The following is a 12,331-nucleotide window of genomic DNA, read 5'->3' on the forward strand; positions in this document are numbered from 1 at the left end:
TCCCGCCACGGGACGCCGGCCGCAGGCGCCTTCTGCGGCGCACGTAGCGCCGGAGGGAGCAGGCCGTGGTCAGCAGCGCAGCTCAGCAGGACACCCCCGTCGGTCCGGACGCCGTCCCCGCGGCACCGGGCGGCGAGCCCCGTCGGACGCACGTGCTGGACACCTCGGTCCTGCTGTCGGACCCCCGTGCGATCTTCCGCTTCGCCGAGCACGACGTGGTCCTGCCCGTCGTGGTCGTCACCGAGCTCGAGGCCAAGCGGCACCACGCCGAGCTCGGGTACTTCGCGCGCAGCGCGCTGCGCCTCCTCGACGACCTGCGCATCCAGCACGGCCGCCTGGACCAGCCCCTGCCGCTCGGGGAGCAGGGCGGCACGCTGCGCGTCGAGCTCAATCACACCGACCCCCAGGTGCTGCCCGCCGGGTTCCGTCTGGGCGACAACGACACGCGCATCCTCGCGGTCGCGGCCAACCTCGCGGCCGAGGGGTGCGACGTCACGGTGGTGTCCAAGGACCTGCCGATGCGGGTCAAGGCCTCCGCCGTGGGCCTGCGGGCCGAGGAGTACCGCCACGAGCTCGCGGTCGAGTCCGGCTGGACCGGCATGGACGCGCTCGACCTGACCGAGCAGCAGATGGCGCAGATGTGGGAGCACGAGTCGTTGCCGCTCGCCGACCTCGCGGCCGTCCCGGCCGCGCACGCGGCACCCGGCACCACCAGCAACCCCGCCGACCTGCCGTGCCACACGGGCCTCGTGCTGCACAGCCCGCGCGGCTCGGCGCTCGGGCGCGTGACGCCCGACAAGCACATCCGCCTGGTGCGCGGTGACCAGGACGTGTTCGGCGTGCACGGCCGCAGCGCCGAGCAGCGCATCGCGATCGACCTCCTGCTCGACGAGGAGATCGGCATCCTCTCGCTGGGCGGGCGCGCGGGCACCGGCAAGTCCGCGCTCGCGCTGTGCGCGGGCCTCGAGGCCGTGCTCGAGCGCCGGCAGCACCGCAAGGTCATGGTGTTCCGGCCGCTGTACGCGGTCGGCGGACAGGAGCTCGGCTACCTGCCCGGGTCCGAGGCCGAGAAGATGAACCCGTGGGCGCAGGCGGTGTTCGACACGCTCGGCGCGCTGGTGAGCCGCGAGGTGGTCGAGGAGGTGCTCGACCGCGACATCCTCGAGGTCCTGCCGCTCACGCACATCCGCGGCCGCTCGCTGCACGACGCGTTCGTGATCGTCGACGAGGCGCAGTCGCTCGAGCGCAACGTGCTGCTCACGGTGCTGTCCCGGATCGGGCAGTCGTCGCGCGTGGTGCTCACGCACGACGTGGCCCAGCGTGACAACCTGCGCGTCGGCCGGCACGACGGCGTCGCGGCGGTGATCGAGGCGCTCAAGGGGCACCCGTTGTTCGCGCACGTGACGCTCACGCGCTCCGAGCGCTCACCGGTCGCGGCGCTGGTCACCGAGCTGCTGGAGGGCATCGAGGTCTGACGTCACCCGGACGGGCGATTCACCCGGTAACCGGACCTACCGGGTCACCGGCGACCGCTACGGTCGAGCCGGCCGCCGGCAGATCGCCGGACCGACCGCACTCTCGAGGAGATCTCTCATGTCGCAGTACCCCGCTGCCCCGGGCACCAGCCCGAAGAACCTGCTCGTCGCGACGCTGCTGGCCTTCTTCCTGGGCACGCTCGGCATCCACCGGTTCTACGTGGGCAAGGTCGGCACCGGCATCGCCATGATCTTCACGCTCGGCGGGCTGGGCATCTGGACGCTGATCGACTTCATCATGCTGCTCGTCCAGTCGTTCAAGGACTCGGACGGGCTGACGCTGCGCTGGGACTCGGTCAACGCCTGACCAGGACGCGACGAAGGCCGGGACGCACGCGCGTCCCGGCCTTCGTCGTCCCGGGCCGTGCACGGTCGACGCGCGCGCTCAGTCCTCGACGAGGACGCCGTCCTGCAGGCGGACCACGCGGTCGGCGAGCGCCATCATCACCGGGTCGTGCGTCGCGACCAGCGCGGTGGTGCGCTCCGCCTCGACCACCGCACGCAGCAGGCCCATGATCGCCACGCCGGTCTGCGAGTCGAGCTGGCCGGTGGGCTCGTCCGCGACGAGCAGGCGCGGCGAGTTGGCGAGCGCGCGCGCGATCGCGACGCGCTGCTGCTGACCGCCCGACAGCTCGCCCGGCCGCTGGTTGGCGTGCCCGCCCAGGCCGACGAGCTCGAGCAGGAGCGCCACCCGCTCCTCACGCGCGCGCGGTGCGATCCGGCGCAGCCGCAGCGGCACGCCCACGTTCTCGGCCGCGGACAGCACGGGCACCAGGCCGAACGTCTGGAACACGAAGGACACGACGTCCCGCCGCAGCTCGACCAGGCCGCGCTCGCCCAGCCGCGACACCTCGCGGCCGTCGACGACCACGCGGCCCTCGTCGGGCCGGTCGAGACCGCCGACCATGTTGAGCAGCGTCGTCTTGCCCGAGCCGGACCGTCCGACGAGCACGACGAGCTCACCGGGCGCGATGCTGAACGAGACGTCGCGCACCGCGTGCACCGCGGCGTCGCCCGTGCCGTAGGTCCGTCGCACGTGGTCGACGACGACCATCGGCTCGTCGGCCGGCCGGACGCTGGCTGCGGTCATCGGGACCCCTCCTCGTCGGTGCGTGCCTGCTCGGGTGCGGGCGTGACACGCGGGCGGTCGGGCCACACCGAGACGTGCGACGCCTCGAGCGCGAGCCGCACGCGGCCCACCAGGTCGAGCGCCTCGCGGTACTCCTGCGGCAGCTGCACGCGGCCCGCGCGGTCCATGACCGCGAGCTCCTCGGCGACCACGTGCTCGGTGCCGTCGTCCGCGGTGTGGGTGCGCCGGACCACCTCGGAGGAGGTCCGGCCGTCGCGGATCGCCACCGTGCGCTGCACGTGCTCGCTCACGCTCGGGTCGTGCGTGACCACGACGACCGTGGTGCCGAGCTCGCGGTTGACCATCCGCAGGCCCTCGAGCACCTCGTCGGACGTCGCGGTGTCGAGCTCACCCGTGGGCTCGTCGGCGAACAGGACGCGCGGCGAGGTGGCGAGCGCGACCGCGATCGCGGCCCGCTGCTGCTCACCGCCCGACATCTGGCCGGGCCGGCGGTCGGCGCAGTAGCCGATCCCCAGCAGGTCGAGCAGCTCGGCGGCGCGCAGCCCGCGCTCGCGGCGGCCGACTCCGGCGAGCGCCTGCGGGAGCGCGACGTTCTCGGCGGCGGACAGGTAGGGGACCAGGTTGCGCGCGGTCTGCTGCCACACGAAGCCGACCATCTGCCGGCGGTACGCGACGCGCTGCGCGCCCGTCATGGCCATGAGGTCCCACGGCCCGACGCGCACGCGGCCCGCGGTGGGCACGTCCAGGCCGGACAGCACGGACAGCAGCGTGGACTTGCCCGATCCGGACGCGCCGACGATCGCGACGAGCTCGCCCTCGTCGACCAGCAGGTCGAGACCCTGCAGCGCCTGCACCTCGATGCCCTCGGACTGGTAGATGCGCACGAGCGAGTCGCACACGATCAGCGCGTCCTGGCCGAACGCCGGCGCGCCCGCACGCTCCGTGAGGCGGTCGTACGTCGTGGTCGTCATGCGGGCTCCCTCGTCGTGGCGGACAGCTGGGCGGGCGGTGGGGCCGCGGGTCTGCTCATCGTTCGGCCTCCCGGATACCCTGCGCGAGGTCGTCGTCGCGGCGCGCGCGGGCCTCGGCCTCGACCGCGACCAGCAGCCCCAGCAGCACGGTGCCGACGACGAGCACGAACGGCTCCCAGGCCAGCGCGACGCGCGTCCCGTCCGGCTCGCCGGTGAGCTCCGAGAGCCCCAGCGAGCCCGTGAGGAGCCACGGCACCGCGAGCCCGATGAGGACGCCACCCACGAGCGCGGCGACCACGAGTGGCAGCACCTCGCCCGCGGCGAGGCGGCGCGAGTCACGCGCGGGCAGGCCCTGCGTGCGCAGCACGTGCAGCGTGCGCCGGCGGTCGCGCGACGTCGCGACCACGGTGAGCGTGAGCGCGACCGCCGCGAGCAGCGCGAGCGTGACCTGGGCGACCACCAGGAGCGAGCGGAGCCCGGTGACCAGCGGCGAGCTCTGCCAGTCCTCGAGCCACTGCGCACGGGTCAGGACGGTCACGCCCGGCAGCGTCGTCACGCTGCGCGCGGCCGCGTCGGCGCCCGGGCCGTCCAGGCTCGTCCGCTCGGCGGGCACCGGGACGGCGAGCGCGTCGGCCAGGCGCTCGCGGTCGACCACGACGGTCGGACCGGAGCCGAGCGTCGTGGCCCCCTGCACGTCGAGTCCGACGAACGCGTCGGTGACCCACACCTGCGGCCCGAACGTGTCGGCGGTCGTCGCGAGCCCGGGGGAGATGAGCGCGGGCACAGCACCGTCGGCGCCGGCCTCGGCGAGCGCGACCAGGCCGGGGTCGGGGGTGCGGCCCTCGGTGGTCTCGCGCTGCGCGAAGGCCCGCACGTCGAGCGCGAGCAGCGTCACGTCGACGCCCGAGCTGCGCCCGAACGTGCGCGCGAGCCACTCCCGGGACCCGACAACCGAGTCGACGCCCGGGGCGGCGGCCAGCGCCGTGAGCGTCGCGTCGTCGACGGGGCCGTCGAGCCGTGCGTCTGCGCCGACGACGGCCTGCGCGGCCCGTTCCTGACCGACGTCGACCGTGGCGATCGTCGTGCCGCAGAAGACGACCAGCGCGACCGCGATCGTCATGGTGAGCAGCGGCACCGCGGTGCGGCTCGCATGCTCGGCGCGAGCCGCTGCGACGAGACCGGCGACCGACCGGCCGCGTGCGGCGACCGCGCGCAGGCGGCGCACCACGGGCGGCAGCGCGTAGGACACCAGGACCGTCGCTGCGGCCGCGAGCAGCACGGGCGTCGCGGCGAGCAGCCAGTCCACGCTGCCCGCGTCGCCCGGCAGGAGGCCGCGGGTGCGGACCGAGACGAGCGCGGCCACCGCGAGCGCGACGAGCGTCAGCTCGGTGACCAGGCGTCGCGTCCTGCGCCGGGCCGCGATGCGGTCCCGGTCGGCACGGTTCGCCGGGACCCGCCGCCCGGTCCACGAGCTCCGCGCGACGCCCGCGGCGAGCGCACCGGGTGCCGCGGCGCCGACGGCTGCCAGCGCACCCGCGGGCCACCACGTGCCGTGGCTCCCCGGCAGGACGAGCAGCAGCACGCCCGCGGCGACGAGCGTCGCAACGGCGACCAGCGGCACCGACTCGAGCACCGAGCGCCACACCACGCCCGCGACCGACGAGCCGCGCGCGCGCTCGAGCACGAGCCCGCCGGTGCGGCGCAGCACGAGCAGGCGCGCGGCGAGCACGAGCGTCAGCGCGCCGACCGTCGCCAGGCCCAGCAGCAGCACCGAGGCCTGTGCGGCCGCGCCCGCGATCCGCGCCTCGTACGCCAGCAGCACCTGGTCGAGCGTGGTGACGGGCATGGGCACGCGCCCGTCGGTGAGCCGCAGCGGCGCCGGGTCGGCGCGCAGCGCGCGGATCTCGCGCGCGAGCGGCGCGTTGTCGGTCGCGCTGAGGTGGTCCGGCTGGGCCGCGAAGCGGAAGTGCGTGGTCGCACCCGTGGCCTGCATCGCGACGAGCACGTCCGCGAGCGAGGCGTCCGAGGCCAGGAAGCCCACCGCGGCGTCCGCGCTGCTGCCGGGGGCGGCGGGCTCGGGGCCCACGAACTCGGCCATCCCGGTCCACACGTCGTCGTCGGGGTCGGTCACGTCGTACAGCCCCACGACGCGTGCGGTCAGGCGCGAGACCATCGGGCCCTGCACCGCGACCTCGCTGCCGAGCCGCAGGCCCACCTGCTCGGCCGCGGCACGACTGATCCCGACCTCGACGTCGCGCTCGAGGCTCGCGAGCGGCTGGTCCTCGGCGGGCTCGACGTCCGGCAGCCGCCGGGGCTCGCGGCCCTCGACCCACTGCACGGGCGCCGGGCCGCCGGGCGTGGCCAGCACGTGGCCGATCCGCGCGGCGAGCGGTCCGGCGTCCGTCCGGGCCAGCCAGGCGTTCGTCGTGGTGGTGACGCGCGGCTCGCCGAGGACGTCGGCGACCAGCGGCGGGAGCGACTGCGCGACCACCGCGGCGTCCGCGCGCAGGTCCTCGACGACGCCCGGCAGCCGCACGCCGGGCACGGGGCTCGTCGCGACCAGGACCTGGGCGTCGAGGTCGCTCGCGGGCCGGCCCTGCGTCACGGCGTGGCGTGCGCCGCGGTCCGCGACCTCGGCCACCAGGCGCGGTGCGAGGAGCGCGGCGAGCACCAGGACGGCGACCAGCGCGCCGCTGAGCATGAGCAGGCCGACGTCGGTGCGGGCGCGCCGACGCGCGACCAGCGGGCCGTCGGCGACGACCGCGCGCAGCCGCGTGGTCAGCGTGGTGCGGCTCATCCCTCGTCCCCCAGCCGGAGCAGCTCGCCCGAGGCCCTGCGCAGCAGCGCGTTCGCGGTGACCAGGACCGCGAGCGTCGCGGCCACCGCGATGCCGCCGACGACCACCCCGAACGTCGCCCAGGGCCACTGCACCACGACGTCGGGCACGGCCGGCGTGCCGTCGGCGGCGACCGTGACCACGGGTGCCACCACGCGCGCGAGCAGCGCGCCCACGCCCAGTCCCGCGGCCGTGCCGAGGACGCCGAGCACCGCGTGCTCCGCGGCCACCGCGCGCACGAGCGAGCGGCGGCGCGCGCCGAGCGCCTGCAGCCGCGCCATCTCGAGGCGGCGGGTCCGCACCGCGACCGTCGCGCTCATCGCGATGCCCGCGACGGCGAGCGCGGTGGCCGCGAGCGTGACGATCCACAGCGCTGCGGGGATGCCCACACGCAGCGGTCCGTCGGTCGCGTCCGCGGTGGCGGCGACGCGCGTGGTGACCGCGCCGACGCCTGCGGCCCGGACCGCCGCGGCCGTGGTGCGCGCGCGCTCGTCGGGCACGCGCGCCCACCACTCGTCGACCAGGTCGCCGCGGTAGCCCAGCACGAGCATCGAGCGGGTGAGCGCGTCGCGGTCCACGAGCACGCCGTCGGTGCGGGGCAGTCCGGGCAGGTAGGGCACGACGGCGTCGACGCGCACCTGCACGGTCACGCCCTCGACCTCGAGCACCAGCGTGTCGTCCGGCTCCGCCACGAGGCGGTCCAGCACGCCCGGGGTCACGACCACGTGGACGACGTCCTCCCGGTCGAAGCTCGTGGTGACCGTGCCGGCCGTGCCCGTCGCGATCGTCGGGCCGTCGACCGAGCCTGCGACGTGCAGCCCGTCCTCGTCGGCCCAGGTGGAACCGATGCGCACCCCGCCCCACTCTCCGCTCGGCCCTGACGTGCCCGTGCGCCACGTCGCACGCCCCGGGTCGAGCGGCGTCGTCGCGTCGTCCTCGCCCACCGCGCGCAGGCCGGACCAGGTGATCTCGAAGCCGTGCGTGCCCAGGCCCGCGTCGACGAGCGCGAGCAGCTTGTCGGCGTCGCCCGACAGGCGCGTGCTCACGCCGATCACCGTGGTGCTGCCCAGCCCGGGTGGCAGGTCGAGCGTGAGCGACGTGACCTCGCCGGCACCGTTCTTCGCCGGCGCGGCCGGGAAGTCGTGCGTGGTGCGCGTCCCGCGCGCGTCCTGCAGCACGAGCGAGGGGATCGCGACGACCGGGGCCTTCTCCTGCAGGCGGACGCGCAGGTCCACCTGCAGCTGACGCGTGCCCGCGGGGACGGGGATGCCCGTGACCGGCTGCGCGGGGGCCAGGCCGGCCGTGGGCGTGGCCCAGCCGCCCGCGACGCGGCCGCGCAGCAGGTCACCGGTGTGCCGGGTGTCCACCGCGAGCACGTTCGTGGTCTCGGGCGTCGAGGGGGGCCCGGGCGTCGCGCTCGCGATCCCGACGCCCGCCTGGCGCAGCGTGACGGGCGAGACCACCTGCAGGCCGTCGACGCCCGCGAGCGCCGCCGACTGGGCCAGCGTGGTGCCGTCCGGGTCCGTCACGCGCAGGTCCGTGCCGACGGTCAGGGTCGCCTGCTCGCGCTGCGACGTGCGCCACGTCTCGAGCCAGCCCTGCGCGAACGTGCCCACCGCGACCGCGAGGGTCACGAGCAGGACGGCGCCGGCCGCGCGCCGCGGGCGCCGGCTGACCTCCCACGCCGCGAGCGGCGCGACCAGCGAACGGCTCCGGCGCGCCACGATCTCGCCCGCCCCGGAGACCAGCGGCAGCACCCGGCCGGCGAGCACGCCCCCGGCCAGGAGGACCAGCGCGGGCGCCGCGACGAGCAGGGGATCGACCCCGTCCGACCCGTCGCGCAGCACGGGTGACCGGTGCCCGACCAGCTGCCAGAGCGCGACACCGGCGACCGTGACGAGCGCGAGGTCCGCACCCGAGCGCGCGAGCCCCTGCCGGCGGTCCTGCCGGACGTCCTGCTGCGCGGTGTCCACGGCCGAGACGCGGCGGCGTGCGAGCGGCGCGAGCAGGACGGCGGCGAGCGCCCCGGCGGCGACCGCGCACGTCACCCACAGCGTGGGCGGCAGGCCCGGGTCCACGTGCAGCCCCGCGTCGCGGAGCACCGGCACGGTGGTCACCCCGGCGTACGCCACACGCGCGAGCCACGGCGCGACGGCGGCGGTGACCAGCGCGACGCCCGCGGCCTCGAGCGCCGCGAGCCCGACGAGCTGGCCGTGCGACGCGCCGCGTGAGGTCAGCAGGGTCTGCTCGGCGGTCCGGCGGTCGGCGAGGAGCCGGGCGGCCAGCAGGAGCACAGTCACGGCGACCACGAGCAGGAGCAGCCACACCACCAGCACGCCGACGCGCGTGATGGCCAGGTCGCCTCGCAGTGCGGCCAGCGTGCGGTCCAGGCCGGTGACGAGAGTCGTCTCCGCACCCGTGTCCGCGAGCGCCGCGTCCAGGTCCTGCTCGGCCGACGGCAGGCGGGTCTGCAGCGCCGCGACGTCCGCCGAACCGACCGAGGACAGGTCCGGGCTCGCGACGCTGCGCGCGACCGCGACGGGCAGCGTCGCACCCTCGTCGTCCGTGAAACCCGCGACCACCAGGGGACCCCAGCCGTCGGCCGTCACGCTGCCGAACGTGCCGGGGTACGGCACGTCGGGGGCGTGGCCCCGGCCGGCGAGCAGGTCGCGCGCCCACTCCGATCGCGGTGGCTCGGCGCGGTAGACGCCGACCACGCGCAGGTCCAGCCGCTCGGGCGTGGTGAGGCCCGTCGCGGGCAGGCGCGTGCCGACGTCCCAGCCGTACCGCTCGGCCGAGGCCTGCGGAACGGCGACCAGCACGTCGTCGCCCTCGCGGACCGCCCGCGGCCACGCCCCCGCGAGCAGCGTCGTGCGGTCCGGGACCACCGGGTAGTCCGCCAGGTAGACGAGCGGGGCGACCGGGTCGTCCGTCCCGTCGACCGCGAGCCACGGCGACGTCGTCCAGTGCGCGATCGTCGTGGGCGCCGGTGCGAGCAGGTCGGTCAGCCATGCGTCGGCCGCCGCGGTGGCCTCGGTCGGTTCGCCGACCGCGGTCTCGATGCGGACCTCGACCTGCGTCGCGGCGGCGGCGGAGCGGTCCAGCGCGACCTGGAGCGCACGCTCCTGGCTGGTGACCAGCAGGAGCGTGAACACTCCGAGCAGCGTCGTCGCGACGAGCGTGACCGCGAACACCGCGAGCAGCAGCGTGGACTGCGCGCGGGCGCGGTGCAGGACCACGCGTGCCACCCAGCTCATGACCCGTGGACCCCGCCTTCCTCGGCCGCGCGGCGGACGTCCTCGTGCCCGCGCTCGCGGCACCCTAACCGACGCGCGGGAGCGTTCCCACCCATGTCCCACGGATGGGTGGCGGCCGGCAGGACGGCGCGTGCGCCCGGGCGCCGTGCCCGGGTCGAGCCCCTTGCCGGACGGCGAGCCCGGCGCATATATTCCGATCGGAACATTTCGTCGGGAGCAGATCGGAGGTCGCACGTGGCGTTGTCGGCGGTCGCGGTCATGCTCCTGTCGCTGCTCCACGAGCAGCCGATGCACCCGTACCAGCTGCACCAGACGCTCGTGCAGCGCGGCAGCACGCGGCTGGTCCGCGTCAACGCCGGCGCGGTCTACCACGGGGTCGAACGCCTCGAGCGCGACGGCCTGGTGGAGGCCGCGGGCACGGAGCGTGCGGGGCGCCGCCCCGAGCGCACGACGTACCGGCTGACCGACGAGGGACGTGCCGCGTTCGCCGAGCAGCTCGCGCACCTGCTGGGTGACGAGCACGCGGAGCACCCCCTGCTGCCGGTGGGCCTGTCCGAGGCGCACCACCTGCCCGCGGACCTCGTGCAGCGCGAGCTGCGCCGTCGTCTGGACCGGGAGTCCGCGCACCGCGACGCGCTGCGCGCCCGGTACGACGAGCTGCGCGGGCTCGGTCTGCCGCGTCGCTACCTGCTGGACGTCGAGTACGAGCTCGCGCTGCTCGACGCGCGCGTGCCGTGGCTCGCGGCGGCGCTCGACGACCTCGCCGCCGGTCGCCTCGGGTGGGGGGAGCCCAAGCCCGACGAGTTCGTCCGAGCGCGCCTGCGTGCCCGGAGCACGCCCGACGCAGTCCCGCCGAGCGGCGCCTGACGCCGCACCGCGGCGCCCGGCACGGCGGTGTCGGTACCCGCACCTACGCTCCGTCGAGCCCCCGATCGGCACCGCGCTCCAGCCCGGTGCCTCGTCCCGAGAGGCCCCCCATGTCTGAACGCACGCCCACCGGACCCGCCGCACCGCCCCACCACGGCGGCCTCGCCGACCTCCAGGGGCGCAGCCCGTGGAGCATCCTGCCCCCGCTGTGCCTCGGGTTCTTCATGATCATGCTCGACACCACGATCGTGAACATCGCGGTCCCTCGGCTGGTCACGGACCTCGACACGTCGATCACGGCCGTCGGCTGGGTCAACAGCGCCTATCTGCTCACGTTCGCGGTGCTGCTGCTCGTGACGGGTCGCCTGGGCGACCGGTTCGGCCCGCGGCCCGTGTTCGTCGTCGGCCTCGTCGTGTTCACGCTGACGTCGCTGCTGTGCGGGCTCGCGGACTCGATCGGCCTGCTGATCGCCGCCCGCGCGTTGCAGGGGATCGGGGCGGCGCTCATGACGCCGCAGACCATGTCGATGATCACGCGCGTCTTCCCGCCCGCACGTCGCGGCGCCGCGATGGGCATCTGGGGTGCGGTCGCGGGCGTCGCGACGATCACCGGCCCGGTGCTGGGCGGCCTGCTCGTGGAGACGGTCGGCTGGGAGTACATCTTCTTCATCAACGTGCCGGTGGGCGTGGTCGCGCTCTGGCTGTCGCTGCGCCACCTGCCCACGCTGCCCACGCACGCCCGCACGTTCGACGTCGTGGGCGTGGTGCTGTCCGTCGTCGGGATGTTCCTGCTGGTGTTCGGCCTGCAGGAGGGGGAGACGTTCGACTGGGGCCTGGTCGTCTGGCTCATGATCGCCGCGGGTGCGCTGGTCCTGGGTGCGTTCGTGTGGTGGCAGCGCCGCCTGGGCGACGACGCGCTGCTGCCGCTGCGGCTGTTCACGGTCCGCAACTTCTCGCTCGCGAACGCGGCGGGCTTCGCGGTGACGTTCGCGATGACGGGGATCTTCTTCCCGTTCACGATCTACCTGCAGCTGGTCCTCGGGCTCTCGCCGCTGCGTGCTGCGCTGGTCGGGGCGGGTGGGTCGCTGCTGTCCGGCGTCGTGGCGCCGTTCGCGGGCAGGCTCTCGGACCGGATCCCGGCCAAGTGGGTCGTCGCGGCCGGGTTCGCGATCCTGGTGGTGGTCGTGGCCTGGTTGACGCTGGTCATCGAGCCCGACGCGGCGGTGTGGCACCTGGTCCTGCCGATGACCCTGTTCGGCATCGGCACCGGGCTGCTCTTCTCGCCGCTCGCCTCCGCGGCGACGTCGGGCCTCGACCAGCGGACCGCGGGTGCGGGCGCCGGGGCCTTCAACACCACGCGGCAGATCGGCGGCGTCGTCGGCTCGGCCGCGGTGGTCGCGATGCTCACGTCGCGTCTGGCGTCCGCGATCCCGGCCGCCGCCCAGGACGCGGCGGCGGGGCTCCCGCAGGAGGCGCGCGCGCCGTTCTTCGAGGCGCTCGCCGGGGTGGACGCGTCGCAGGTCTCGGGCGGTTCGCCGGCCGACCTCCCGCTGCCCGCCGGGGTCCCGGACGGGCTGGCCGAGCAGATCCGCGCGGCCGCGCTCGACGCGATCCACGCGGGGTTCTCGACCGCGGTGAGCCAGACGCTGCTGCTGACGGCGGCGCTCCTGGTCCTGGGCCTGGGCGCCGCGCTGGCGATGCACGCGGTCCGCCCGCACGCGCCGGGCCAGGTGCAGCCGGCCAAGGACCGCCGGGAGGCAGTCGCGGACGCCTGA

Annotated in this window: 8 protein-coding genes; 4 read left to right on the plus strand and 4 right to left on the minus strand. The window is 75.7% G+C overall.

Annotated elements, in window-relative coordinates; genetic code table 11:
* The first annotated feature begins 65 nt into the window (after positions 1 to 65).
* Positions 66 to 1,475: a PhoH family protein gene (locus CELGI_RS03410; RefSeq protein ID WP_013882714.1), complete on the plus strand. Its 1,410-nt coding sequence runs from the start codon at positions 66 to 68 to the stop codon at positions 1,473 to 1,475.
* Between the two features lie 118 nt (positions 1,476 to 1,593).
* Complete coding sequence (locus tag CELGI_RS03415) at positions 1,594 to 1,842, plus strand: TM2 domain-containing protein (protein WP_013882715.1); 249 nt, start codon at positions 1,594 to 1,596, stop codon at positions 1,840 to 1,842.
* 78 nt (positions 1,843 to 1,920) lie between these two features.
* On the opposite strand, the gene CELGI_RS03420 is transcribed toward CELGI_RS03415, so the two are convergent.
* The 4 genes from CELGI_RS03420 to CELGI_RS03435 are packed head-to-tail and all read right to left on the minus strand — an operon-like array spanning position 1,921 to position 9,689.
* Positions 1,921 to 2,625, minus strand: a complete 705-nt coding sequence (locus CELGI_RS03420) for an ABC transporter ATP-binding protein (RefSeq protein ID WP_013882716.1) — start codon at positions 2,623 to 2,625, stop codon at positions 1,921 to 1,923.
* Positions 2,622 to 3,596, minus strand: coding sequence for an ABC transporter ATP-binding protein (locus CELGI_RS03425; RefSeq protein WP_013882717.1), 975 nt, complete (start codon positions 3,594 to 3,596; stop codon positions 2,622 to 2,624). Before CELGI_RS03425 ends, CELGI_RS03420 begins: the two co-directional genes overlap by 4 nt.
* A gap of 55 nt (positions 3,597 to 3,651) precedes the next feature.
* The gene (locus CELGI_RS03430) at positions 3,652 to 6,393 is read right to left on the minus strand and encodes an FtsX-like permease family protein (RefSeq protein ID WP_013882718.1); all 2,742 of its coding nucleotides are present in this window, start codon (positions 6,391 to 6,393) and stop codon (positions 3,652 to 3,654) included.
* Entirely contained in the window at positions 6,390 to 9,689 is a 3,300-nt protein-coding gene (locus CELGI_RS03435; protein ID WP_013882719.1) for an FtsX-like permease family protein, read from the minus strand. The genes CELGI_RS03430 and CELGI_RS03435 overlap by 4 nt, the downstream gene beginning before the upstream one ends.
* 234 nt (positions 9,690 to 9,923) lie before the next feature.
* Between CELGI_RS03435 and CELGI_RS03440 the strand changes: the two genes are divergently transcribed.
* Together CELGI_RS03440 and CELGI_RS03445 are read left to right on the plus strand one after the other, a co-directional pair.
* Positions 9,924 to 10,556, plus strand: coding sequence for a PadR family transcriptional regulator (locus tag CELGI_RS03440; protein ID WP_013882720.1), 633 nt, complete (start codon positions 9,924 to 9,926; stop codon positions 10,554 to 10,556).
* A 110-nt stretch (positions 10,557 to 10,666) separates the two neighbouring features.
* A complete protein-coding gene (locus CELGI_RS03445; RefSeq protein ID WP_013882721.1) occupies positions 10,667 to 12,331 on the plus strand; it encodes an MFS transporter in 1,665 nt (554 codons plus the stop codon).

Source organism: Cellulomonas gilvus ATCC 13127, from assembly GCF_000218545.1.
Taxonomy (GTDB): Bacteria; Actinomycetota; Actinomycetes; order Actinomycetales; family Cellulomonadaceae; genus Cellulomonas; species Cellulomonas gilvus.

Bases quoted from the DNA above. Each gene is read 5' to 3' on its own strand.
- CELGI_RS03415 (WP_013882715.1), top strand. From the start codon at position 1,594: ATGTCGCAGTACCCCGCTGCCCCGGGCACCAGCCCGAAGAACCTGCTC.
- CELGI_RS03420 (WP_013882716.1), bottom strand. From the start codon at position 2,625: ATGACCGCAGCCAGCGTCCGGCCGGCCGACGAGCCGATGGTCGTCGTC.
- CELGI_RS03425 (WP_013882717.1), bottom strand. From the start codon at position 3,596: ATGACGACCACGACGTACGACCGCCTCACGGAGCGTGCGGGCGCGCCG.
- CELGI_RS03430 (WP_013882718.1), bottom strand. From the start codon at position 6,393: ATGAGCCGCACCACGCTGACCACGCGGCTGCGCGCGGTCGTCGCCGAC.
- CELGI_RS03435 (WP_013882719.1), bottom strand. From the start codon at position 9,689: ATGAGCTGGGTGGCACGCGTGGTCCTGCACCGCGCCCGCGCGCAGTCC.
- CELGI_RS03445 (WP_013882721.1), top strand. From the start codon at position 10,667: ATGTCTGAACGCACGCCCACCGGACCCGCCGCACCGCCCCACCACGGC.